A 24,661-nucleotide genomic window follows, 5' to 3' on the forward strand; every position below is an offset into this window, starting at 1 on the left:
CACTCTCCGAAGGATAGATCGCTACTAAATTGCGAGGATTCAAGGCGCTGCGGATGCCGTTCGCGTCGGGGCCGAGCGCAGGTCGACCAAACCTACGGCAGGGGAGAACACCACGGTGATGGCAAGGGCAAGGCCGCATACAAGGGCAAGGAGCAAACGACGCCCCAACTCTCCGCGATGCGCGTCCGTGGCGACACTCTCAAGGCTGTTCATTGACCCGCACCCTATCCCAAAGGATTAGAAACTATACGTTGGGCGCAAAGATGGCGTTTTTTCCCGTCCAGGTCCATCCTTTTTTGTATCGCACTCACGAGGCTGCAGACCATCGAAAGCGATACAGATTTTAGCTTTGACTTCCAAATATGTAATTATGTACCTTAATACCTAATTAGGCCGGACGCCAATGATCCGGCAAGAGGGAGGATGAGAAGGCATGCACGAAGTACGCCTTCATGGTCGGGGCGGCCAGGGTGCCGTCCTGGCTTCGGCCATACTTGCCGCCGCCTTGGTGGAGGAAGGCCGACACGTCATGGCCATCCCGGCCTTCGGCTTCGAACGCCGCGGCGCCCCGGTGGTGGCCTTCTTGCGTCTTTCCGATACGGAAATTCGCCGGGTCACCAATATCTATGCGCCGGATATCGTGGTGGTGATCGATCCGACCGTCGCTCGCGCCGTCGATGTCTATGCGGGCATGCCCATGGGCGGCACCCTGGTGATGGCCACCAGCAAGCACGCCGACGAGTTGGTGCTTCCCCCCCATCTCGGCAAGGTGGCGGTGTGCAATGCCATCCATATCGCCATGGACATCTTCAAGCGCCAGATCACCAACACCATCATGCTGGGCGCCTTCGCCAAGGCCACCGGTCTGGTCTCGGTGGCATCGCTGGAACATGCCCTGGCCGAGACCGATTTCCGCGACGCCGGGCTGCGCCAGAATATCGAGGCGGTGCGACGCGGCTATGAAGAGACCACCGTTGTCACCCTGGGCAAGGAACAGGCGGCATGAGCTCCCCCACCACCATCCGCAACGCCCCCGACAATCTCTGTCCCATCGCCACCGAATACACCACCATGCTGACCGGCGACTGGCGGGCGATGCGGCCGGTGGTGGACCGCGACCGCTGCGTCAAATGCGCCACCTGCTGGCTGTATTGCCCGGTGCAGTGCATCCATGAGCGTCCGACCTGGTTCGACGTCAATTACGACACCTGCAAGGGCTGCGGCATCTGCGCCGAGGAATGCCCCCATCGCGCCATCGCCATGGTCGAAGAGACGGAGGGCTGAGATGAGCAAGGCGAAGCCGACCGAAGGGAGTTGCGGGCAAGGCCCGGCGCGCCTCGTGGCGCGAAAGCCAAGCGAACGGAGTTCGCGCCCGGCAACTGAGGGACATAAATCATGAGCAAGACCATCGTCTGCGACGGCAACGAAGCGGCGGCCTGGGGCGCCTGCCTCTCTCGCCCCGATATGGTGGCGGTCTACCCCATCACGCCGCAAAGCTCGCTGGTGGAGTATCTGGCCAAGTTCATCGCCGAGGGCAAGATGGACGCCGATCTGATGGATGTGGAGGGCGAGCACTCGGTGCTGTCCGTGCTGCACGGCGCCTGCCTGGCCGGGGCGCGGACCTATTCCGCCACCTCGGCCCAGGGGCTGGCCTATATGTTCGAGCCCTATTTCCGCACGCCGGGCCTGCGCCTGCCCATGGTGGTGTCGCTGGTCACCCGCGACGCGGTGTCGCCCACCTGCGTCTGGGGCGGCCAGCAGGACGCCATGACGGTGAAGGAAGTCGGCTGGATCCATATGTATTGCGAGACCCAGCAGGAAATCTGCGACACCATCCCCATCGCCTACAAGGTGGCCGAGCATCCCGACGTGATGCTGCCGGTCAACGTCAATCACGACGGCAACTACCTGTCCTATGGCGTGGCGCGGGTGGAGCTGCCCGACCAGGCGGTGGTGGATGCCTTCCTGGGCGAGAAGGACGTCAACTGGCATGCCTGCCTTGACCCGGAACGCCCCATGGCGGTGGACCCGCTGACCGGCGGCGCCGGCGGTGTCGGACCGGCCACCTTCGTGCGCTACCGCAAGGGCATCTGCGCCGGCATGCAGTCGGCTCTCTCCATCATCGAGGAAGCCCATGCCGATTGGGGGCGCCGCACCGGCCGGTACTGGTCGCCGCTGATCGAGGAATACCGCATGGAGGACGCCGAGACCGCCCTGGTCACCATCGGCTCCATGACCGGCGCCGCCAAGGATGCGGTGGACGAGGCCCGCCTGGATGGCCACCGCATAGGACTGGTGAAAATCAAGACCTTCCGCCCCTTCCCGATCCAGCGCATCGCCAAGGCGCTGTCCAAGGTCAAGGCGGTGGGCGTGGTGGACCGCGCCGTCAATTTCGGCTGGAACTCCGGCCCGGTGTTCCAGGAAGTGCTGGGCGCGCTTTACCACCTGCCCCAACGCATTCCCGCCATGAGCTTCATCGGCGGCTTGGCCGGAGCCGATATCACCGTCGAGCATTTCGCCAGCGCCATCGACCGCACCTTGCGGCTGGCGGCGGGCGAGATGGCAACCGCGCCGGTCTGGCTGAACGAGAACGATTGAGGTCAAGCATGCCCGAAGCCAAATATCTTCTCGTCGGCTCCTCCCACGCCGCCCTGGAAGCCCTGCGCTCCATCCGCCATATGGACCCCGAGGGCTCCATGGCCATGATCACGCGGGATGCCCACCTGCCCTATTCCCCCACCATCCTGCCCTATGTGGTGTCGGGCCGTTCCAAGCCGGACGCGGTACTGCTGCGGGATCAGGCCTTTTTCGAGGCCAATCACTGCGCCTTCGTGCCCAACGCCATCGCCACAGGCCTCAACGCCAAGACCCGGACAGTGACGTTGGAGAGCGGCGAGACCTGGCGCTTCGAGCGCCTGCTGATCGGCACCGGAGCCGCTCCGGCCATACCGCCGGTCAAGGGCCTGGATAGCGTGAAATTCCATGTGCTGCGTTCGCTGGACGACGCCAAGGCACTGCGCACCGCCATGGGCGGCGCCCGCCACGCGGTGGTGCTGGGGGCCGGACTGGTGGGGCTGCACGCCGCCGAGACCATGGCCGAGGCCGGATTGTCGGTCTCGGTGGTGGAGATGCAGGCCCATGTTCTGCCCGGCTATTTCGACCCCAAGGCCTCCGAGCGCATCGAAGGCGCCTTCGACGACCACGGGGTCAAACTATTCCTGTCGTGCAAGGTCGTCGCGGTCGAGCCCGAGGATGGCGGCCATTCCTGTCTGGTACACCTTGAGGACAGCCGCGCCCTGAAGGCCGATCTGCTGCTGGTGGCCACCGGCGTGAAGCCGGTGACCGGCTGGCTGGAAGGCTCGGGGGTGCAGGTGGACAAGGGCGTGCTGGTGGACGAGACCATGCGCACCACCGCCCCCGATGTCTGGGCGGCGGGCGACGTGGCCCAGGCCATGGACTTCCATACCGGCAAGACGGCCCTGATCGGCATCATCCCCACCGCCGTGGACCAGGGCCGCATCGCGGGCGCGGGCATGGCGAGCGACCCCGGCGTCAAGTCCTATCCCGGCGGCATCCCGGTCAACACCTACCGCTTCTTTGGCCGGGTGGCGCTGTCCATCGGCCAGGCCGCCGCCCGCGACGGGGTCGAGGTGGCCGAGAGCGACGCGGACGGCTATCGCCGCCTGGTGCTCGAAGACAACCGGCTGGTGGGCTATGCCAGCGTCGACCAGCCCTTCGATGTCGGCATCATGGGCGAGTTGATCCGGCGCAAGCTCGACCTGTCGGCCTGCAAGGACGCCTTCCTGGCCAAACCGGTGGAAACCGGGCGGCGGATCATGAGCGAGCAGTGGAGGTAATGGCCATGGGTGCCGCGTTCGATACCATCGCCTTCAAGGCCAGCCTGTGCGACGGCTGCGGCGACTGCATGACGGCCTGCGCCGAGGCCAAGCAAGGGGCGACTCGTCTCTCCATCGTTCCCGGCGCCAAGGACGGCGCCTTTGAACTGGCCATCTGCCGCCAGTGCGGCGATCCCAAATGCGCCATGGTCTGCCCCTCGGGGGCATTGGCCAAGGATGGCGCTTCCGGCGTGATCGGCTGGGACTCCGACAAATGCATCGACTGTCTGCTCTGCACCGCTGGTTGCGCCTATGGCGGCATTTCGGTGGACCTGGCGGTGGGCCGCGTCGCCAAATGCGACCAGTGCGACGGCGATCCCGCCTGCGCCAAGGCCTGCCCCACCGGGGCGCTGGAGCTGCGCAAGGCGGGCAGCATCTTCAACACCTATGGCGACAAGGAAGACCTGTTCGTCCCCGGCCTGTCGGGCTGCCAGGGCTGCAATTCCGAACTGATCATGCGCCACGCCATGCGTAAGATCGGCCGCAACTCGGTGCTGGCCACCCCGCCCGGCTGCATCCCCGGCATGGGCTCGGTGGGCTATAACGGCAAGACCGGCACCAAGGTGCCGGTGTTCCATCCGCTGCTGACCAATACCGCCTCCATGCTGGCGGGCATCCGCCGCCAGTACGACCGGGTCGGGCGCAAGGACATCGTGGTCATGGCCCTGGCGGGCGACGGCGGCACCGCCGATTGCGGCTTTCATGCCGTCTCGGGCGCCGCCGAGCGCGGCGACAAGATCCTGTATGTCTGCGTCGACAACGAAGGTTATATGAACACCGGCATGCAGCGGTCCGGCACCACGCCCTATGGCTCGTGGACCTCGACCACCCCGGTGGGCGAGAAGCAGAAGGGCAAGACCCAGGACGCCAAGAACCTGCCCATGATCATGGCCGCCCATAAGTGCCGCTATGTGGCCACCGCGTCCACCGGCTACATGGAGGACCTGTACGAGAAGCTGGACAAGGCCATCGCGGCCTCGTTCGAGGGCTTCTCCTACCTGCATATCTATTCCCCCTGCCCCACCGGCTGGCGCATCCCGTCATCCAAGGTGATCGAGGCCTGCCGCCTGAGCGTCGAGACCAATTTCGTCACCTTGTGGGAATACACCAACACCGAGGGAATGCGCTTCACCCGCTCGCCCGACAACGCCCTGCCGGTCGAGACCTATGTCAAGATGATCGGCAAATACCGTCACCTGACTCCCGACCAGCTCGCCCATATTCAGGCCAAGGTGGACGAGCAGGTCGCGCTGCTGCGGATCATGGCGGCGAATGCGCCGCCGCCGCCCGCGGCGCGGAGGCCTCCGGCCGGATCCTCCACTCCGGCCGGAGGCGAAATTCCCCAAGCTCCGCTGCGCCAGGAAATCGCCCGCAATTAGCCGTGAGCGGCCCGGTCTAGTGGAAGCTTCTCCGCTAAACGTCATGGCCGGACTTGATCCGGCCATCCATGGACCCCCGGATCAAGTCCGGGGGTGACGAAAGAAAGTACAGACTCCATCAAACTCTGACCGACACTAGCCGTGGACGGTTCTGGAGGTCCGGGCGGCGACGCCGCGCGACAACAGATGAATGCCGCCCAAGGTCGCGACCCAGGCCAGCAGTTGGGCCATGCTGGGGCGGTCGACATAGCCGATCAGGGTATGGGCGAGACGGCCGGGCAGGCTGGTTTCCTGCAGCAGGGCCGAACTGTCCCACACCGGCTGCGACGACAGGTCCAGCCATCCGGCGGCGTCCAGGAAGTTCACCGCCTGGGCCGCCATGCCCGCCGCCAGCAGCATCACCAGCCAGGTGGTGACGCCGATCAGGCGGCGAACCGGAATGCGGACCAGCCCCATATAGAGCAGGCTGCCCATGGCCGCCCCGGCCGCCAGCCCCAGGACGCAGCCCGCCAGGGTGGCCAGCGGTCCCTCGGTCGCCGATGCCGTGGTCCCCAGGACGAACAGCACCGTCTCGGCGCCCTCGCGCAGCACCGCCACGCCGACCACCACCGCCAGCACCCAAAGCGGCCGGTCGCCCGCCGTGACCTGCCGACCGACGCCGGTCATCTCGGCCACCAGTTCGCGGGCATGGCTTTGCATCCAGGCCGTGTGCCAGGCCAGCATCGCCACCGCCAGCCCCAGAATGGCGGCGTTGAACAGTTCCTGGCCGACACCGTCCATGGCGCCGCTCAGACGTTCCGCCCCCAGCGCCAACAGCGCCGAGCCCAAAACCCCGATGGCGATGCCAAGACCGACCCAGCGGCGGCTGGCGGCAACCCCCTTGGTGGCGGCCAGCACGATGCCGATGATCAAGGCGGCTTCAAGAACCTCGCGAAAGACGATGATGGTAGCGGCCAACATGAAGACCCCAATTCTTGCTGTTATTGCGTCGCATTCGCATTATTTATGCCGAGACCAGCCCTGTAAAGGGAAATCGCCCCCAGGAAACCATAAGGGCCGGACGTCGCCGCCCGGCCCCGGTCAAGACATGCCAGCGAAAGCGTCTACAGGCCCAGATAGGCTTCCTTGACCTTCTCGTTGGAAATCAGGGCCTGGCCGGTATCGGAGAGCACCACCGAGCCGGTTTCCAGCACATAGCCGCGATCGGCGATGGCCAGGGCGGCATAGGCGTTCTGCTCCACCAGGAAGATGGTGGTGCCCGCCTCCTTCAAGGCGACGATGGTGCGGAAGATTTCCTCCACCAGCAGCGGCGCCAGTCCCATGCTGGGCTCGTCCAGCAACAGAACCCGGGGCTTGCCCATCAGGGCGCGGGCAATGGCCAGCATCTGCTGTTGCCCTCCCGACAGGGTCCCGGCGGGAAGCTCGCGCTTCTTGTAGAGGATCGGGAACATGTCATACATGCGCTGCATGTCGGCCTGGATTTCCGGCCCCGAACGCAGATAGGCCCCCAGGCGCAGATTATCCTCAACCGACATGGGGCCGAACACCTGCCGTCCTTCCGGCGACTGGCTGATTCCCAGCCCCACCCGCTTCTCGGCCACCAGAGTGGTGATGTCGGCGCCGTCGAAACGCACCGAACCGCCACTCACCGGCTGGACACCGGAAATGCAGCGCAACAGCGTGGTCTTGCCCGCGCCATTGGCGCCCACCAGGGCCACCAGTTCGCCTTCCGCCACGGTGACGTCGATGCCCTTCAGCGCCTGGATGCGGCCGTAATGGCTGGTCAGGCCGGAGATTTCGAGAAGCGTCCCCATCACGCATGTGCTCCCAGATAGGCCTTGACCACGTCCGGATTGGCGCGCACCTCGGCGGGCGTGCCCTCGGCCAGCTTGCGGCCGTAATCCAGGGCGGTGATGTGATCGGAAATTCCCATCACCATCTTCATGTCATGCTCCACCAGCACCACGGTGATGCCCGACGCCGCCACCCGCTTGATGACCTCGTCGATCTCGCGCGATTCGGTGGCGTTGAGACCGGCGGCCGGTTCATCCAGCAGCAGCATCTTGGGCTTGGCCGCCAGGGCTCGGGCGATTTCCAGGCGCTTGAGCGCGCCATAGGGCATGGAAGCGGCGTCGGCATCCAGATACTTGGCCAGGCCGACGAATTCCATCAGTTCGGTACAACGGGCGCGGCACTCGCGGTCGCCCCGCACCACAGCGGGCAGCCGCAGGAAGGATGACAGGAAGCCCCGGTTGAGGTGGAGATGGGCGCCCACCATCACATTCTCGATGGCCTGCATGTTGAAGAATATCTGCAGGTTCTGGAAGGTGCGGCTCATGCCCATGGCCGCCAGTTCATAGGGCTTCAGCCCCGAGACCAGCCGGTCCTGGAACAGCACCCGGCCCGCGCTCGGCGTATAGACCCCGGTGATCAGGTTGAACAGGGTGGTCTTGCCCGCCCCGTTGGGGCCGATGATGGAGTGGATATGCCCGGGCTCCACCGAGAAGGTCAGGTCCTCGACGGCATGGACGCCGCCGAATTCCTTGGACAGGTTCTCGACCTTGAGAAGTGTCATCGCCCCGCCTCCCTGCTCTTGAGCTTGGCCAGCAGGCTGGGCAGCAGGCCCTTGGGCATGAAGATCATGGTCCCCATCATGATGACGCCCAGGATCATGGCCTCGTACTGTTCCACCGAGGCCAGCACCTGGGGCAGCAGGGTCAGGATGACCGCGCCGACCACGGCGCCGAATACCGAGGCCATGCCGCCCAGCACCACCATGGTCACCAGATGGACCGAGCCGAAGAAGCTGCCGATATCGGGGGTGATGAAGCCGTTCTTGTGGGCGAACAGCGAGCCCACCACCGAGGCGAACACCGCCGAGACCACGAAGACCAGCACCTTGTAGCTGGAGGTGTCGACGCCGACCACCTCGGCGCCGACCTCGGACCCGTGCACGGCGCGCAGCGCCCGGCCCACGGGGCTGTCGATCAGGTTCAAGGCCAGCCAGACGGCAAGGATCAGCAATACCCCTGCCACCCAGTACCACATGCGGTCGCCCATGACGGTGAAGCCCAACATCTTGAAATTGTCCAGACTCATGCCGTCGGGACCACCGGTGAACTTGGATTCGGTCTTCAGCACGATATGGATGATGATGCCGATGCCCAGCGTCGCCATGGCCAGATAATGGCCCTTCAGCTTCAGGATGGGACGCCCGACCACGAAGGCCAGCAGTCCCACCACCAGGGCCGAGATGGTCAAAGCGCCGATGGGCGGCACGTTGTACATGGTGGTCAGCAGCGCCGAGCCATAGGCGCCCAGCGCGAAGAACCCGGCATGGCCCAGGCTGATCTGGCCGGCATAGCCGATCAGCAGGTTCAGCCCGACGCAGACGATGGCGTTGAACATGGCGTTGACGCCGACATCATAGAAATAGCTGTTGGTGAAGCCGATGGGAGCGGCGGCGACCACGATCGCCAGCAGCGCCAATCCCCCGGTCCTTGGTGTCTTGAGGTTCATTGCTTTACACCCGATCCGTGCCGCGCTTGCCGAAAAGGCCGTTGGGCATGAAGAACAGCACGAAGAGAATGATGACGAAGGCGATGGCGTCCTTGTAGGCGGACGACAGATAGCCCGAGGCCAGCGCCTCGACGATGCCGACGATCAGGCCGCCGATGATGGCGCCGCCGCCATTGCCCAACCCGCCCAGCACCGCCGCGCTGAACCCCTTCAGGCCCAGCATGATGCCGGCTTCGTAATTGGTGAAGGTGATGGGGGTCACCACCACGCCGCCCACCGCGCCCAGCAGGGCCGACAGGGCGAAGCTGGCCAGCAGCACCTTCTTGACGCCGACGCCCACCAGTTGGGCGGCCAGGCGGTTGTGCGAGGTGGCCAGCATGGCCTTGCCGAACATGGTGCGGTTGAAGAACCACCACAGGCCGACGATCATTACCGCCGCCACCGCGAACACCCACAGGCTTTGCGGCATCAGGGTGGCGCCCATGACGCCGATGGGGGTCTCGCCGGAGAAGGCGGGCAGCGAGTGGAATTCCTTGTCCAAGATGATCTGGGTGGCGCCGCGCAGGAAGATGGAGGCGCCGATGGTGATGATGATGATGGTCACCACATCGGCATTGCGCGCCGGTTCGATGGCGAACTTCTCCAACGCCACGCCCACCGCCATGGAGATAAGCAGGGCCAACACGATGGCCAGCGGCATGGGAACTCCCGCCGCCACCAGGGTGGCCGAGGCCATGCCGCCGATCATGATGAACTCGCCCTGGGCGAAGTTGATCACGTGGCTGGCGTTGTAGATGATGGCGAAGCCAAGGCCCGCCAAGGCGTAGATGGCGCCCGAGGTCAGCCCGGAAAACAGGTATTGCAGGAATGCGGCGAACATAATTCCCCCGGCCCCACGCTAGTTACACTAGGTCGGATTGACCGGCGGCCCCGCCACGCCCGAAGACGCGGCGGAAACCACCGAAACAGTTTAGGATCAGTCGCTCAGAACCCAATCGCCCTTGCGGATTTCCACCATGTGGAAGGCCGAGAGCGACAGGCCCATATGGTCGGTCGCGGTCATGGAGACCAGACCGCCGGTGCCGACATAGCCCGAGGTCTTTTCGATCTCGTCACGGACCTTTTCCTTGTCCACCGAACCGGCGCGAGCAGCGGCGGCCAGGAAGATCTGGAGGCCGTCATAGGCATGGCCCGCGAAAGTGGAGACGTCCGACTTGAAGGCGGCCTCGTATTCCTTCTTGAACGCGGTCACCACCGGCTTTTGCGGGTCGGTGGCGGCGAGCTGATCGGGAACAACCAGACCGGCGGCGGGCAGACGCACGCCCTCGGCGGCTTCACCGGCCAGCTTGATATAGTCCTTGGAGGCGACACCGTGGGACTGGTACAGCGGCACCGTCATGCCGAGCTGCTTGAAGTTCTTGGTGACGATGGCCGGTCCCTGGCCGAAGCCGAAATTGAACACCGCCTGGACGCCGGGGGTGTTCTTGATCTTGGTAAGCTGGGCGGTGACGTCGGGATCCTTGGGCGAATAGACCTCGTCGGCGACGATTTCGATGCCGTAGTTCTTCACCACCAGCATCGACTGGTCATGGCCCGACTTGCCGAAACCGGCATCCTCGGAAATCAGGGCGATCTTGCTGATGCCCTTCTTCTTCATGTCGCCGAAGACCTTCTCGGCGGCCATGCGGTCGGTGTGGGGAGTCTTGAACACCCACTTCTTCACGGGCTCGACGATGTTGACGCCACCCGCCAGCGAAATGAAGGGAATGCCCGCGCGCTCCACCAGGGGAACCGCCGCCATGGTGGTGCCGGTGGTGGAACCGCCGATCAGGACGTCGACCTTGTCGCTTTCGATCAGGCGCTTGGCGAAAGTGGAGGCCTTATCGCCCGCGCCGCCGTCGTCATAGACCACCAGTTCGAGCTTGCGTCCCATGACGCCGCCCGCCTTGTTCATCTTCTCGACATACATTTCCAAGGTCTTCTTCTCGGGCTCGCCGAGAAACGACGCCGGACCGGTGGCGGACAGGAAAGCGCCGATCTTGATGGGCTCGGCGGCAGAGGCCTGACCGGCCAAGGCTACGACTCCGGCGCAGACCATGGCGGTCGCGCCCCACTTGACGAGGTTACGCATTCATTTTCCTCCCAGAAGCAGCTCACGGCTTATGGCGCCGCGTAGCTTATCTAAGAGCCTATTTAACCTGAGAGCAACCGCCAACGCCACAAAAAATTACGCAAATGAGTACCGATTTGCTGAATGAAAAAATGCAAAGGTATGCCCTACCCGCCCACCAGCGTAATTGACTTGCAACAAAACGTAACTTTTTGTAACGTCTTGGTTGGGGAAGAGTACCCGGAATGGGGAGACGGTGGCCGACGGGCCCCGGGGGTCATGAGCAGTGACAATGTTCTCATCGAGAAACTGAAGCAGCAACGGGACCGGTTCATCGCCTTCGCCTTCGCGGGGGCCGACTTGCTGCTGGAAATGGACGACCAGGATGTCGTCACCTATTCCGCCGGGGCGGGAGAGGCCTTGTACGGCATCTCCGACGCCGAACTGGTGGGAAAGCCGCTGGCCGACTTCATCTTTCCCCGCGACCGCAAGAAGTTCACCGAGGCGCTGCTGCGGCTGCGCAATACCGGGCGGCTGGACCACACGCCCCTGACCATGGTGGGCTCCACCGGGGCTGTATCGCGCATGCGCATGGGCGGCATCAAGCTGCCCCAGTTCCCCAAGGGCTACCATCTGGTGATGTCGCGGGTCTCGCCGGTGGCCGAGGATTCCAATCAGGCGACCACCGCCGACCCCAAGGTCCGCTTCGTGGAAATGGTGCAGCAGCGCCTCAACGAGGCCAACCGCCTGGGTCAGGAATACACCCTGACCCTGTTCGACCTGTCCAGTTCGAACCTGAAATCCATCGAACCAGCCACCCTGCAAAGTTTCCTGACCACCATCTTGCACACTCTGGAGGAATGTTCGGTCCGCCAGACCTCGGCCGGGCCGCTCAACGACAGGGCCTTCGGGCTGGTCCACGATTCCAAGGTCACGGCCGGAGCGGTGCAGCAGCGGGTGGCGGATGTGGTCCAGCAGTTCGGCGGCCGGGTCAAGGGCGCCAATATCAAGATGCACTCCGCCACCATGGACATGGACGACAAGGCCCTGTCGGAAGAGGATATCGGCAAGGCGCTGGGATTCATCATCAACGGCTTCGTGCGCGAGGCCTCGAAATTCACCATCAAGTCACTGTCCGAGGGCGCCCAGGTTGCCAGCGCCGATACCCTGGCGCGGGTGCGAAACTTCCGCAAGATGATCAAGGGCGAGAAGCTGGTCTTCCTGTATCAGCCCATGGTCAACATCCATTCCGGCGCCGTGCTGGCCTATGAGGCCTTTGGCCGCATCTCCCACGGGGCGGGCTATTTCAACCCGTCGCAGATCATTCCCTTCGCCACCGATGTGGGCGTCATCGGCGAATTCGACCTGATCGCCGTCAACAAGGCGCTGGGCACCATGAAGGCGGCCATGGACGTATCGTCCCTGGCCAGCATCGCCATCAACGTCTCGGGCACCTCGCTGGGCAATCCGGCCTTCTATCACGCCCTGCTGAAGATCCTGGAACAGAACAAGCCGCTGCTGGCCCGCACCGTGCTGGAAATCACCGACGCCGCCCGGATCTATAACCTGGACGAGGCGCGGCGACTGCTGGCCCGCATCAAGCGCCTCGGCGTGCGCCTGTCGCTGGACGATTTCGGCTCGGGCGGCGCCGCCTTCGACATCCTGAAGATCCTGCCGGTGGATTACGTCAAGATCGACCCGTCCTATCTCCACGAGGCGCGCGAGAAGCGGGGCCGGTCGGTGCTGCGGGCGCTGACCAGCCTCAGCCACGACCTCGGCATGACCACCATCGCCGAATGCGTCGAGGACAGCCAGATGATGGACATCATGCGCGACGTGGGCATCGAGTATGCCCAGGGCTATTTCTTCGCGCCGCCCAGCGTCGACGGCGCCAAGCGCATCAAGTACTTCAAGGATCACCTGAAGACCGACGAGCGGACCTCGGCGGCGGAATAGACCGGGTCCCATTCCACTGGACCACGGAACGGGCTGGGTCTATTTTGCCAGCCAACCGTGCCGATGCCTGCCCCCTTCTCCACCCGGCAGGTACACAGGCAGCCTTCCGCGAGGGTCTCCATCATGCATGATCCGTTGAATGCTTTCGCCCTGGGGGGCGATGTCTATATCGATGGGGCCAAGACCGGCCCCCTGGCCGGGCTGACCTTCGCCGCCAAGGATGTGTTCGACGTTCAGGGCTATGTCACCGGCGCGGGTAATCCCGATTGGCGCCGCCTGGCCGAACCGGCCAAGCACACCGCCTGGGCGGTGGCCGCCATGCTGGAATCCGGCGCCCGGCTGGTGGGCAAGACCCATACCGACGAATTGAGCAAGGGCATCTTCGGCGACAACGCCCATTACGGCACCCCGGAAAACCCCCGTGCCCCCGGCCATGTCCCCGGCGGGTCCAGCAGCGGTTCCGCCGCGGCGGTGGCGGGCGGGCTGTGTCAGTTGGCTCTGGGAACCGATACCGCCGGATCGACCCGGGTCCCCGCTTCGTTCTGCGGCATCTGGGGCCTGCGCCCGACCCTGGGGGCGATCTCCATGGAAGCCACCCTGGGCCAGTCCAACACTTTCGATACCGTTGGCCTGATGGCCGACGATCCCGATCATCTCGCCTTGATGGGCGAGGTCTTGCTGCGCAAGAAGGTCAAGGATGTCCGCCCCGCCAAGGTGGTGGTACTGGAAGATGCCCTGGAAGCCTGCGACGCAGCGGTCGTGGCCGCCTTCGACTCCGTTCTGCCCCGCCTGGCCGAGGCCGTCGCCCCGGTGACACGCGGCACCCGCATCTCGCCGGTTCCCCTGCTCGACTGGCTCGAACACCAGAACGCCATCCAGGGCCGTGAGGCATGGGAGAAATACGGCGAATGGATCAACCTCAACAATCCCCGCCTGGGATTCGAGGTGGCCGACAATTTCCTGCGCGGCTCTAAGGTCTCCAACCGCACCGTCTCCGCCGCGCGCGGCTTCCGCCTCAGGGCGCGGCGCTGGATCGCCGAGGCGCTGGAGGGAAATGCCGTCCTCGCCCTGCCCACCACGCCCGTCACCGCGCCGCCGCTGCACAGCCCGCGCTCGGTGCTGTGGGAAGTCCGCAGTCGCATGGTGGCGCTGACCGCCATCGCCGGCATGGCCGGTTGCCCCCAGATCACCCTGCCGCTGTGCACGGTGGGCGGCCTGCCGCTGGGCATTTCGCTGATCGGCCCGCGTGGCGGCGATGCTCTCCTGCTGGCGGCGGCGAAGCGCATCGGGAAGGCCTGAGTCACCAAGCCCCCTCCCACCCGCTACGCGGGTCCCCCCTCCCCCGGCCCGGCCGGGGGAGGGTTTGGGGTGGGGGCCGCTTCGATTTACCCCCTCCCCCGGCCAAGCCGGGGGAGGGTCGGGGTGGGGGCCTTCCTACAGCCCCCTGATCCAGCGCGGCCGCAACGCCACCTGCCCCGCCAGGGCGGCATCCAACTGCGCCAGGAGTTTAGGCTTGTCCCGGGGCAGGGTTCCGGCCAGGGGCAAGGTATTGCTGGCATGGTTGGAGCGGAAGATCACCGGCGCCGGGGGGTCGAGGCGCTCGATCAGGCGGCGCAGTTCCAGCATCACCGCCCGGTCGTCCTGCCACTGGAAGCCGTCGCCCCACCGCTCGAAAAAGCGCGGCGCCACGCTGCTTTCGAGGCCCAGTTGCAAGGTGGAGAGATAGACCGGCGGCGCCCGGTTGACCAGGTCGGCGGTGGCATCGATGTGATCCTGCCAGTCGCGCTGGCCGCCCAGGCCGAGGATGACGGTGGCCGAGACCTTGAGCCCATTGGCCCGCGCCTTGGCCAGGGCATCCTCCATCTGTCGCGACGAGCCCTTGGCGATGCGCTTCAGCAAGGCGTCGGAGCCGGATTCGATGCCGAGATAGACCAGACCCAGCCGCTTGGACTTCAGCAGGGCGATGTCCTCGTCGGACTTCTTCAGGATATCGAAGGGCGTGGCATAGGCCGAAATGCGTTGCAGGGCGGGAAACCGGTCCGCCAGCCCGTCGCACAGCGCCACCAATGTCTCGGTGGGCAGGCAATAGGCGTCGCCATCGGCCAGGAATACCCGATGGGCCTCGGGCCAGTCGCGGGCGGCTTCGTCCATGTCGGCGAAGACCTCGCCCAGCGGCCGGGCGCGGTAGTCCTTGGTCTTGTACATGGAGCAGAAGCTGCACTGGTTGTAGCGACACCCCAATGTGGCCTGGATGATCAGGTTGTCGCCTTCCGAGGGCGGCCGCCACAGGGGGAAATCGTAGTCGATCACGGCCGCTTGTCCCGCATGGTCACCAACTCCTCCGCCGCCGTGGGATGGATGCCGACGGTGGCGTCGAACTGGGCCTTGGTGGCGCCGCATTTCAGCGCCACCGCGAAGCCCTGGATGATCTCGGGCGCATCCGGCCCCAGCATGTGCACCCCCAGCACCCGGTCGGACTCGGGGTCCACCACCAGCTTCATCAGCGTGCGTTCCTCGCGCCCGGCCAGGATGTTGCGCATGGGCTTGAAGCGCGACAGATAGACATCCACCGCGCCGAATTTCTCGTGGGCGTCGGCCTCGGTCAGTCCCACCGTCGCCAGGGGCGGCTGGCTGAACACCGCCGAGGGCACATTGGCGTAGTCCATGGCGGTGGGCTGGCCCTGGAAGGCGGTGCGCACGAAGGCCATGGCCTCGTGAATGGCCACCGGAGTCAGATTCATGCGGTCGGTGACGTCGCCCACCGCCCAGATATGGTCGACGCTGGTGCGGGAATAGGCATCCACCACCACCGCGCCCTGCCCGTCCAGCACCACTCCGGCCTCCTCAAGGCCCAGACCGGCGGTATTGGGACGGCGGCCGGTGGCGTAAAGCACCAGATCGGTCTCCATCACCTCATCCTCGGACAGGCGCAGGCTGTATCCCTTGCCCGTCCGCTCGATGGAGCGCACCTGGGTCTCGGCGCGAATGGCGACGCCGCGCCGGGCCATCTCCTCGGCCAGGGCGGCGCGCAAGTCCTGGTCGAAGCCGCGCAGCACCCCATCGCCGCGCAGCACCAGGGTGACGGCGACTCCCAGGGTGCTGAAGATGCCGGCGAATTCCACCGCGATATAGCCGCCGCCCACCACCACCATGCGCTCGGGCAGTTGCATCAGGTCCAGCGCCTCGTTGGAGGTCACCGCGTGCTCGATGCCCGGCAGCCGGGGCAGCGAGGGATGGCCGCCGGTGGCGATCAGCAGATGGGGCGCCGTCAGTCTGCGGTTGCCGACCTCGACGGTATGGGGATCAAGCAGGCGGCCCCGCCCCTCCACCACCGTGACGCCGCTGTCGCGCAGGATGCGGCCATAGATGGTTTCCAGCCGGTTGAGCTCGGCATTCTTGGCCGCCACCAGACGGGCCCAGTCGAAGCGGGCATTGTCGATGTCCCAGCCATAGCCCTGAGCATCGGCCAAGTCGTCGGCGAAGCGCGATCCGAACACCAGCAGCTTCTTGGGCACGCAGCCGCGCATGACGCAGGTGCCGCCCAGGCGGCTTTCCTCCACCACCGCCACCTTGCGCCCGGCCTGGGACGCCATCCGGGCGGCGCGCACGCCCCCCGAACCGGCCCCAAGGACGATCAGGTCGAATGAACTGGTGGGCATGATGCGTCTCTCCGGCGGTGGCGGTTACAGGCTATCAAGTGGGGCCAATTCCGGGAAGCTCAATGCGGCTTGGCAGTGGCTCGCCGCCGTGCCAAGCTTGGAAAAATTGTTGGGAGGCTCAACAATGCCCAAACAGGGGCTGGCGGCGCGACTGCCGTTCCATTACGGCTGGCTGGTCGTGCTGGCGGGGGCGGTGACGACCTTCGCCTGCCTGGGCATGGGCCGCTTCGCGCTCGGCATGCTGCTGCCCTCCATGGGCCTATCGCTGCCGCTGACCCGGTCCGAGATGGGCTGGATTTCCACCGGCAATTTCATCGGCTACATGGCCGCCGTCTCCATGGGCGGGCTGATGGTCCGCCACCTGGGAGCGCGCCGGGCGGTGGCGCTGGGACTGGCCCTGGTGGGCGCTTCCATGATCCTGGTGTCCCGTGCCGAGGGCTTTGTCGCCGTGTTGGCGCTGTACCTGCTGACCGGCTTCGGCAGCGGCACCGCCAATGTGCCGGTGATGGGATTGATCGCCCACTGGTTCGGCCGCCGCGTGCGCGGCCGCGCCGCCGGATTCGTGGTGATCGGCTCGGGCGTCGCCATCATGGCCACCGGAGTCATGGTTCCCGCCATCAACGCCGCCCAGGGGGCAGAGGGCTGGCGCATGTCGTGGATGGTGATCGGAGGCATCGTGCTGGTGGCCGCCGTGATCGACGCCATCGCCCTGCGCAACCACCCCTCGGAGTTGGGGCTAGAGCCGGTCGGAGGGGTGGGCGTCATACCGGGAGCGCCGGCCTGCGCCGCTCAGCCGATGGTATCGCGCACCCGCATCCTGGCCCATCTCGGAGCACTCTATGCCGCCTTCGGCTTCACCTATGTGATCTACGCCACCTTCATCGTCACCGCCCTGGTGCAGGAACGCGGCTTTCCCGAATCCACCGCCGGGCAGTTCTGGTCCTGGATCGGCCTGCTGTCCCTGGCCTCGGGGCCGGTGTTCGGCGGCCTGTCCGACCGTTTCGGCCGGGGGCGCGGCATGATGGTAGTCTTTTCGTTCCAGGCCCTGTCCTACCTGATGGTGGCGTTGCCGCTGCCCGAGCCCTTCCTCTACGCCTCCACCATCCTGTTCGGTCTGGCGCTGTGGGCGATTCCCTCCATCATGGCCGCCGCCGTGGGCGACTATCTGGGGCCGGACCAGGCGGCCTCGGCCTTCGGCACCATCACCGTGGCCTTCGCCCTGGGCCAGATCGTCGGCCCCGCCCTGGCCGGGCTGATGGCCGATGCCTGGGGCAGCTTCTCGGGAAGTTTCGCCATGGCTACGGTGGTGGCGGCTCTCGCGGTCGGCGGCGCGGCCCTGCTGCCAGCGGGCCAGAAACATTAGCCCTGATGCTGGCGCTGATACCGGCGCGCGATCATGCCCGCCGCCACCAGTTGGATCAGGTGGTAGAGGATGGTGGGCGCGATCACCATGCCCAGGATGGGGCTGGCGCCGAACATGATCTTGGCCATGGGGACACCGGTGGCCAATGACTTCTTGGTGCCGCAGAACACCCCGGCGATGACGTCCTCGCGATTGAAGCCCAGCAGGCGGCAGACCAGGCTCAGCAAGCCGAACACCAGGAAGAACAAGGCGGCCGCGCCCCCCGCCACCCAGGCCAGGGTATCGGGACCGTGACGCTCCCAGATACCCCCCGCCACCGAATCGGCGAAGGAGTTCAGCACGATCAGCAAGATGGTGATGCGGTCCAGGGGCTTGAGCCAGCCCATATTGCGCCCGACCCAGCCATGCAGCCAGGGCCGCAGGGCTTGGCCCAGGGCGATGGGCAGCAGCACCAGCAGCACGATCTTGGTCAGCACCAGGGAAAGATCGAGGGAGCCGCCGCTGGTGGACAGGTACCAGTTGACCCAGAGCGGCGTCGCCACCACCCCGATCAGGCTGGACAGGGTGGCGTTGAAGATGGCGCCCGCCACGTTGCCCCCGGCGATGGAGGTCATGGCCACCGAGGACGAGATGGTGGACGGCAGCGCCGCCAGGAAGAAGAAGCCCAGCAGCAGATCGGCATGAACCCGCTGATCCAGGGCCTTGGCCACAGCCAGCATCAGCACCGGGAACAGGACGAAGGTGGAGAGCTGGACCAGCAGATGCAGCCGCCAGTTCAGCATGCCGGCCTTCAGCCGTTCCGGCGGCAGGGTCAGGCCATAGAGCAGGAACACCAGCGCCACGCCCCAGGTGGCGACCACATCCATGGCCAGCCAGCCGCCGCTACGCCCCAGATCGGGCAGCAGCCAAGCCAGCCCGACCATGCCGACCAGACCGATCAGGAAGGCATCGATGCCGATGCGGGCAAGCAGACGGAGCACGGCCGACCTCGATGATGGATGACGCCAGTACCGGAGGCTGGCGGCGCCAACCGGCCCGTGCGATCATTACCCGTTTGCTGTCGAGGTCAAGCCGCGTGTCACGCATCCTGCCCATGCTGGCGCTCGCCGCCATGACTTTGCTTCCCGCGACCGCCCGGGCCGAAACCATCCTGGGCCAGCGGATTTTCGTGGAATTCGCCTTCGACCTGTCCACCAGTGAACTGGCGGCGGCCGAACGCTATGGCGCGACTTACTTCACCAAGGCCAAGGCGGCGGGCCGACCGCTCACCGCCCGGGTGGCGCGAAGCGATAGCACCATCCTGATCAGCCTGGAATCGGTCGCCATCTGCGAAAGGGCCAAGGGCTGCCCACTTCTGGTCTTCCGCGACATCACCAAGAAGCCGGTCCTGGAGCGCTTTGCCTTCCAGAATTTGATCCTCGACTATCGCGAGAAGGGGACCTTCCTGATCCTGCGAGTGTGGAACACCACCACGGAATGCCTGGTCTCCAACGTGCTGCGGGCCAAGTGCAAGGATGTAAGCCCGAAATGACTGACCTCTTTCGGCCTCGGCCAGGGTGTGGTACGAACGGTGCGCAAGCCGGAAGCCAGGGGACAGGATGGGCGGCGACAGGGTCATGTATCGGGTGGGACGATGGGCGCTGCTGACGGCGGCGGTCCTGGTGCCGTCCGCCTGCAACCTGACTCCGACCTATGAGCGGCCCAAGCAGGACATTCCCGCGAACTATCGCAACCCGCTCCCCGATCCCTCGCCCGATCTTCCCCGTCCGCTCTCGGAATGGTGGAAGTCGTTCGGCTCGGACGAATTGAACGCCCTGGTGGACGAAGCGCTGGCCAATAACCGCGACATCAAGGCCGCCACCCAACGCATTCTCCAGGCCGAGGCCCAAGCGGGCAGCACCGCCGCGTCGCTGTTTCCGTCCGTGACCTTGAACGCTAAGCGCAGCGCCGATTCCCCCACCGGCGGCCAAGGCACCCTGATCACCGGCAATACCAATCGCACCCACCGCCTGACCTCCATCGGCCTTTCCGCCAGTTATGAAGTGGATCTGTGGGGCAAGCTGCGCGCCTCCGAGGCCTCCGCCCTTGCCACCGCCCTGTCCAACGTCCATGACCGCGAGGCACTGGCCATCACCATGGTCTCGGACCTGGTGGGTACCTATCTCCAGTATCTGGAAAGCCTGGACCGCGAGGAAGTGGCCCGGAACAACATCGCAAACATGAAGACCATGCACGCCGCCGTGCGCGAGCGGGTCCGCCTGGGCGAAAGCTCGGAACTGGAACTGGCGCAGCAGCGCAACGTGCTGGCCCAGGGCGAGGCCACCATTCCGCCCATCACCCTGCAGCGGGAACGTGCCTTCAACAAGATCGCCATCCTGCTGGGTAAGCCTCCGGCCACGCTGAAGATCAAGGGCAACAGCCTGATGAGCCTGTCGCTGCCGGAACTGGTGCCAGGCCTGCCATCGGACCTGTTGCTGCGCCGCCCCGACATCAAGAAGGCCGAGGCCAATCTGGTAGCCGCCAATGCCAATATCGGCGTGGCGCGCGCCAAGATGCTGCCGACCTTCTCGCTCAGCGGCGATCGTGGCTGGGCCAGCCAGCTGTTCGACAGCATCGCCTCGCCCGCCGCCATCTACTGGACCATCGCGGGAACCGTCGCCACCACCATCTTCGACGGCGGCAAGACCGAGGCTGACATTGCCTATGCCAAGGCCCGCTATGGCGAACTGGCGGAAACCTATCAGCAGACCATCCTGACCAGCTTGCGCGACGTCGAGGATGCCCTGGCGTCCATCCGCCTCCAGGGCGATCTGGAAGTGGCGCAGCAGGAAGTGCTGCAGGCCTCCATGGATGCCTACCGTCTCAGCTCGGAGGCGTTCCGCCTGGGCATGGTGGACTATCTGAACGTGCTGGAGACCCAACGCACCCGCTTCCAGGCCCAGGATGCCCAGGTCCAGTCCCGCTTCGGCCGCCTCAGTTCCGTGGTGGCCTTGTACAAGGCCCTTGGCGGCGGCATGGAACGCCCCGAGGAACCCGCGCCGACCGCCGAGGGCACAGCCAAGGAACCGACCACTTCCATTCCCGTCGCGGCTCCTGCGGTTTCAATGGTTCCCGCGCGGGAGCCCATCGCTCTTCCGGTGGCCGCTCCCGCTCCGGCGCCCGTGGCTACTCCCGCTTCGGCTCCCGTGGCCGCTCCCGCTCCGGCACCCGTGGCCGCTCCCGCCCCCCTGCAACTGAGCATCCCGGCGCCACAGCAGCCGGTGGCTCCGAAGCAGCTCCCCCAGGGGCCGATGACCCTGGAACTCATCACCCCACCACCGGCCCCGTCATCGTCCCCGATCGCGCCGGTCAAGGCCCCGGCGGTGACGGCGACCGCCGCCCCCATCGGGCCTGCCGTGGAAAGCAGCAAGCCGACCTTCACCTCGGAAGCCAACTGATTACGGCCAATGGCCGGAGGATCACGCCGCCGGAAGGGTGAAGTGGAAGGTACTGCCCTCGCCTTCCCGCGATTCCACCCAAATGCGGCCGCCATTGTGCTGTACCAGCTTGCGGCAGATGGCCAGACCGATCCCGGTGCCACCATAGGCATCGCGGGCATGCAGGCGCTGGAACATAGTGAAGATCCGGTCGTGGTATTCCTCGGAGATACCAATTCCATTATCAGCCACCGAGATGGTCCATTCGGGACCGGATCGCCGCGCCGATATGGCAATGACCGGAGGCACGCCAGAACGGGCGTATTTGAGACCATTGCCGATCAGGTTCTGGAAAATCCGGGCCAGTTCCGATTCGTGGGCGAGAACCCGAGGCAGGCCTCTTGCCTCAACCCTGCCGCCTTGTCGGGCAATGGCGGCGCTCATGTCGCTCAGCACCCGCTCCAGCACCGCGTCGCTCTCGATGGGCCGCCGGGCATCCATCTCGGAATTCAGCCGTGAATAGTCCAGCAGGCTCGAGATCATCTCCTGCATGCGCTTGACCCCATCCACCGCGAAATCGATGAACTGGTCGGCATCCTTGTCCAATTTCCCGCGATAGCGCCGCCCCAGCAATTGCACATAGCCCGAGACATTACGCAGCGGCTCTTGCAGGTCATGGCTGGCGATATAGGCGAATTGCAGCAAATCCTCGTTGGATCGCCGCAGATTCTGCACCAGACTCTCGCGCTCGGCCTCGGCCTGGTGGCGAAGGGTGATGTCGTTGATCAGTGACAGCACGGCCGGACGGCCATCCATGGTCACCCGCGCCGATACGATCTCGACATCGATGCCGCGCCCATCGAGAGTCAGCAATCTGGTTTCCATGCTGGGCAGCGCCCCGCCATCGGACATCAGCGCCTGCACCCGGGACAGGGCCTGCGGCCGGAAATCGGGATGGACCTGTTCGAAGATGTTCACGCCGACGAAGTCTTCGGCCGATCTGGCCGCCGCCATCCGCACCGCCGCCTCATTGGCGAAGATGATGACGCCGTCGCGATGGACGCAGACCGCCATGGGAGAGGTTTCCACCAGGGCACGATAGCGCTCCTCGCTCTCGGCGGCCCTCCAGCGGGCCGACCGCAGCGAACGGATATAGAAGGCCGTCCCGAACGAAGCCAAGCCGACGATCAGCGCCAAGATGATGCCAAGCAGGCGTGTCACCTGGAGTTCGGCATGGTCGGCGTCCCAGCCGCCCTTGGGCAGGGCCGCCAACTGCCAACTGCCGCCGGGTAGCATCACGTCCATCTCGATGGGACTGTCGGAGAAGATCGCCTCGTCCCCCCAGATCATGCCACCGGCGGCGCCAAGACCGTCGCGCCCGCGAATGGCGAGACGGATGGGAAGAGTCTCCTGGTCGACGCCTGCGGTGGCAAAAGCCACGGGAACATCGATCACCACACTGATCAGGCCAAAGAAGTCCGACTCCGTTTTGTCGGCACGCGGCAGATACACCGGAACCCGGCCGATCAGGGCCACGCCACCCTGCACCAGGGTGACCGGCCCAGCCAGCACCGGCCGGCGCGTCTTGATGGCCCGCTCCACCGTGCCCCACTGGTCGGGGCGCGAGCGATAATCCACCCCCAAGGCGGCGCGGTTGCCGGCTTCGGGGTAAACCGCCGCAATCACGGTTCCCCGCGCCAGGGTCAGATTGCGGATGGCGGGATAATCGGCCAGCAGCACCGCCGCCAGCCGCGAGAACTCTTCGTCGGACATGTCGCCATGCTCGACCAGATCGGCCTGCAAGCCCCGCGTCACCAGCAAGGGCTCGGTCAGGGCGCTTTCGAGCCTGGCCCGCAGTCCCCCCAGCCTTTCAACCACTTCGGCCCGCGCCGTTTCGGCCCGGCGCTCCACCTGAAGCCGATAAACCTCGATCAGGGCAAGAGAGGCCAGTGCCGTAACGACAGCAGCCACAGCAAAGGGAAGCAAGGTCCAGACACGCTGTCCCCTCACCACATCACCTTACGATAACCCATGGATGGAAAACCCCACCGCGCCCAGGAAGCAGAGCAATTCTACCCGAGGGAACAAAGCTCCGATAGGGATTATGCGCGCCACTTCAGTATAGGAATCACGGCGGCAGATTATTGTAGAAATGCACCAGACCCGGCGCCACACGATTTCGCTCGGTATCTGTCCCACCCACCGAATGCATCAACTTTCGCAAGAACATTCGATCGCATTTGGGCAATTCGAAAAATGCCTTGATGGCCAGCATGTCGCCCGCCCGCTTGGGCAATTCGCGAATGCGGCGCACGATGCAGTCGCGCACAGCGCCTTCACGGGCCTGATCGTGGCGACTCTTGGGGTGGAATTCCTGCTGGTACAGCAAGGTCAGTTCGCGCCACGCGTCCAGCATGGACTCGGGTTCCCAGCGGATCACCGAATGCAGCAGCGGAATGTCGGAAATATTGGGCGGCGTGTAATTTCCCGCCTTGGCGGCCTCGGTAAAGACCTCCCAGGGATTCTCGCCCTTCTTGTGCTTGGTGCCGATGCCTTCCGAGCCATAGGCGGCCCAACGGGAATCCCAGGTATCCAGGATGGGATTGCCCGCGCCACCCGACTGGATCATGCCGATCAGACGGTTGCTGCCGGTCTCGTCCCAGGTGCGGCTTTGCTGCAGGGCAAGGATGCGCTTGGTGGCCCGCAGATCCGGCAGGACGAACTTCCGCAGCAGGGTCTCGTAACAGGCGGCGAAACCGGGCGCGGCGATGAAGGGAACCGGGATGAAGGGGCGCAGGCTGCCATGATTGGGACCGACCACCAGACATAGAAGCGACCGGCGGGTATAGCGGGCGATGGTCTCGTCGAACATGGACTTGAAGCTGCTGTGGTCGATGGGTTCCTCGACCTCTTCCTCGGTGACCGGAGGGGGCACCTCCACCACCACCTCGACCTTCTTGCGCTTGCCCAGGTATTTCTTGGTGATGTCGAAAAGCTGCCAGCGCTCCTTGTCGCGCTGGTCCTCATCGCCGGGAGGCAGCAGCGTATCGAACTGCTGATCGGCGGCGGCCCCCAGGACCTCGACATCCATGGCGGCGACGGCCCGGTCGAGAATGGTGTCGAACACCACCCCCAGTTCGCGCTCATTGGCCCAGGAACTGGTTTCGGGATCGGCCTGGGTCATACGGCGCAGCATGAAGATATGAGTGACTGACAGGCCCGACGTCACCGCCAACAGCTCCGCAACCTTACTTTCGAATTTCGCCTTGCGGTTCTCGTCAGTCATCGTCCGATGCACGCCCCAGCCCAATAAACTTGAATGGATATTGGCACTGCCGAAGGCCTTCGGCAAGTCGCCGCCGG

Annotated in this window: 21 protein-coding genes; 10 read left to right on the plus strand and 11 right to left on the minus strand. The window is 65.3% G+C overall.

The window, feature by feature from the left end; genetic code table 11:
* Nucleotides 1-433 precede the first annotated feature (433 nt).
* The 5 genes from padE to padI all read left to right on the plus strand — a co-directional run bounded on the left by padE (nt 434) and on the right by padI (nt 5,275).
* Entirely contained in the window at nt 434-1,006 is a 573-nt protein-coding gene (padE, locus tag A6A04_RS18845; RefSeq protein ID WP_068495561.1) for an NADH-dependent phenylglyoxylate dehydrogenase subunit gamma, read from the plus strand.
* On the plus strand, nt 1,003-1,284 hold the full coding sequence (gene padF / locus A6A04_RS18850) for an NADH-dependent phenylglyoxylate dehydrogenase subunit delta (RefSeq protein WP_068495562.1): 282 nt from the start codon (nt 1,003-1,005) through the stop codon (nt 1,282-1,284). Before padE ends, padF begins: the two co-directional genes overlap by 4 nt.
* A 111-nt stretch (nt 1,285-1,395) precedes the next feature.
* Nucleotides 1,396-2,598, plus strand: a complete 1,203-nt coding sequence (gene padG, locus A6A04_RS18855) for an NADH-dependent phenylglyoxylate dehydrogenase subunit alpha (RefSeq protein WP_068495563.1) — start codon at nt 1,396-1,398, stop codon at nt 2,596-2,598.
* Between the two features lie 8 nt (nt 2,599-2,606).
* On the plus strand, nt 2,607-3,857 hold the full coding sequence (gene padH / locus A6A04_RS18860; RefSeq protein ID WP_068495564.1) for an NADH-dependent phenylglyoxylate dehydrogenase subunit epsilon: 1,251 nt from the start codon (nt 2,607-2,609) through the stop codon (nt 3,855-3,857).
* A gap of 5 nt (nt 3,858-3,862) precedes the next feature.
* Entirely contained in the window at nt 3,863-5,275 is a 1,413-nt protein-coding gene (gene padI / locus A6A04_RS18865; protein ID WP_068495681.1) for an NADH-dependent phenylglyoxylate dehydrogenase subunit beta, read from the plus strand.
* Nucleotides 5,276-5,410: 135 nt separating this feature from the next.
* Here the strand turns inward: padI and A6A04_RS18870 are convergent, their stop codons facing one another.
* The 6 genes from A6A04_RS18870 to A6A04_RS18895 all read right to left on the minus strand — a co-directional run bounded on the left by A6A04_RS18870 (nt 5,411) and on the right by A6A04_RS18895 (nt 10,925).
* Nucleotides 5,411-6,235 (minus strand): FTR1 family iron permease, encoded by an 825-nt coding sequence (locus A6A04_RS18870; protein ID WP_068495565.1) that lies wholly within the window; start codon nt 6,233-6,235, stop codon nt 5,411-5,413.
* 143 nt (nt 6,236-6,378) lie between these two features.
* Nucleotides 6,379-7,089 carry an ABC transporter ATP-binding protein gene (locus A6A04_RS18875; RefSeq protein ID WP_068495566.1) on the minus strand — a complete coding sequence of 237 codons (711 nt, stop codon included), beginning with the start codon at nt 7,087-7,089 and terminating at the stop codon, nt 6,379-6,381.
* Nucleotides 7,089-7,850: an ABC transporter ATP-binding protein gene (locus A6A04_RS18880; protein WP_068495567.1), complete on the minus strand. Its 762-nt coding sequence runs from the start codon at nt 7,848-7,850 to the stop codon at nt 7,089-7,091. The genes A6A04_RS18875 and A6A04_RS18880 overlap by 1 nt, the downstream gene beginning before the upstream one ends.
* Entirely contained in the window at nt 7,847-8,794 is a 948-nt protein-coding gene (locus A6A04_RS18885; protein ID WP_068495568.1) for a branched-chain amino acid ABC transporter permease, read from the minus strand. The genes A6A04_RS18880 and A6A04_RS18885 overlap by 4 nt, the downstream gene beginning before the upstream one ends.
* Nucleotides 8,795-8,798: 4 nt before the next feature.
* Nucleotides 8,799-9,674, minus strand: a complete 876-nt coding sequence (locus A6A04_RS18890) for a branched-chain amino acid ABC transporter permease (RefSeq protein WP_068495569.1) — start codon at nt 9,672-9,674, stop codon at nt 8,799-8,801.
* Between the two features lie 96 nt (nt 9,675-9,770).
* The gene (locus A6A04_RS18895; protein WP_068495570.1) at nt 9,771-10,925 is read right to left on the minus strand and encodes an ABC transporter substrate-binding protein; all 1,155 of its coding nucleotides are present in this window, start codon (nt 10,923-10,925) and stop codon (nt 9,771-9,773) included.
* 258 nt (nt 10,926-11,183) lie between these two features.
* Between A6A04_RS18895 and A6A04_RS18900 the strand changes: the two genes are divergently transcribed.
* Nucleotides 11,184-12,860, plus strand: coding sequence for a sensor domain-containing phosphodiesterase (locus A6A04_RS18900; RefSeq protein ID WP_068495571.1), 1,677 nt, complete (start codon nt 11,184-11,186; stop codon nt 12,858-12,860).
* A 123-nt stretch (nt 12,861-12,983) separates the two neighbouring features.
* Nucleotides 12,984-14,159 carry an amidase gene (locus tag A6A04_RS18905; protein ID WP_068495572.1) on the plus strand — a complete coding sequence of 392 codons (1,176 nt, stop codon included), beginning with the start codon at nt 12,984-12,986 and terminating at the stop codon, nt 14,157-14,159.
* Nucleotides 14,160-14,294: 135 nt separating this feature from the next.
* On the opposite strand, the gene A6A04_RS18910 is transcribed toward A6A04_RS18905, so the two are convergent.
* Both A6A04_RS18910 and gor read right to left on the minus strand, forming a co-directional pair.
* On the minus strand, nt 14,295-15,170 hold the full coding sequence (locus A6A04_RS18910; RefSeq protein WP_068495573.1) for a radical SAM protein: 876 nt from the start codon (nt 15,168-15,170) through the stop codon (nt 14,295-14,297).
* Nucleotides 15,167-16,519, minus strand: coding sequence for a glutathione-disulfide reductase (gor, locus tag A6A04_RS18915; RefSeq protein WP_068495574.1), 1,353 nt, complete (start codon nt 16,517-16,519; stop codon nt 15,167-15,169). The genes A6A04_RS18910 and gor overlap by 4 nt, the downstream gene beginning before the upstream one ends.
* 124 nt (nt 16,520-16,643) lie before the next feature.
* On the opposite strand from gor, the gene A6A04_RS18920 reads away from it, so the two are divergent.
* Nucleotides 16,644-17,882, plus strand: a complete 1,239-nt coding sequence (locus A6A04_RS18920) for an MFS transporter (RefSeq protein WP_068495575.1) — start codon at nt 16,644-16,646, stop codon at nt 17,880-17,882.
* Here A6A04_RS18920 and A6A04_RS18925 read toward each other — a convergent pair.
* Nucleotides 17,879-18,862, minus strand: a complete 984-nt coding sequence (locus A6A04_RS18925) for a bile acid:sodium symporter family protein (RefSeq protein ID WP_068495576.1) — start codon at nt 18,860-18,862, stop codon at nt 17,879-17,881. The genes A6A04_RS18920 and A6A04_RS18925 overlap by 4 nt on opposite strands.
* A gap of 95 nt (nt 18,863-18,957) precedes the next feature.
* On the opposite strand from A6A04_RS18925, the gene A6A04_RS18930 reads away from it, so the two are divergent.
* Nucleotides 18,958-19,413: a hypothetical protein gene (locus tag A6A04_RS18930; RefSeq protein ID WP_245651297.1), complete on the plus strand. Its 456-nt coding sequence runs from the start codon at nt 18,958-18,960 to the stop codon at nt 19,411-19,413.
* Between the two features lie 67 nt (nt 19,414-19,480).
* A complete protein-coding gene (locus tag A6A04_RS18935; protein ID WP_082915067.1) occupies nt 19,481-21,319 on the plus strand; it encodes an efflux transporter outer membrane subunit in 1,839 nt (612 codons plus the stop codon).
* 21 nt (nt 21,320-21,340) lie between these two features.
* On the opposite strand, the gene A6A04_RS18940 is transcribed toward A6A04_RS18935, so the two are convergent.
* Both A6A04_RS18940 and A6A04_RS18945 read right to left on the minus strand, forming a co-directional pair.
* On the minus strand, nt 21,341-23,308 hold the full coding sequence (locus A6A04_RS18940) for an ATP-binding protein (RefSeq protein ID WP_156612693.1): 1,968 nt from the start codon (nt 23,306-23,308) through the stop codon (nt 21,341-21,343).
* A 118-nt stretch (nt 23,309-23,426) separates the two neighbouring features.
* Nucleotides 23,427-24,584 (minus strand): hypothetical protein, encoded by a 1,158-nt coding sequence (locus A6A04_RS18945; protein ID WP_068495579.1) that lies wholly within the window; start codon nt 24,582-24,584, stop codon nt 23,427-23,429.
* Nucleotides 24,585-24,661 lie beyond the last annotated feature (77 nt).

Source organism: Paramagnetospirillum marisnigri, assembly GCF_001650715.1.
GTDB lineage: Bacteria > Pseudomonadota > Alphaproteobacteria > Rhodospirillales > Magnetospirillaceae > Phaeospirillum > Phaeospirillum marisnigri.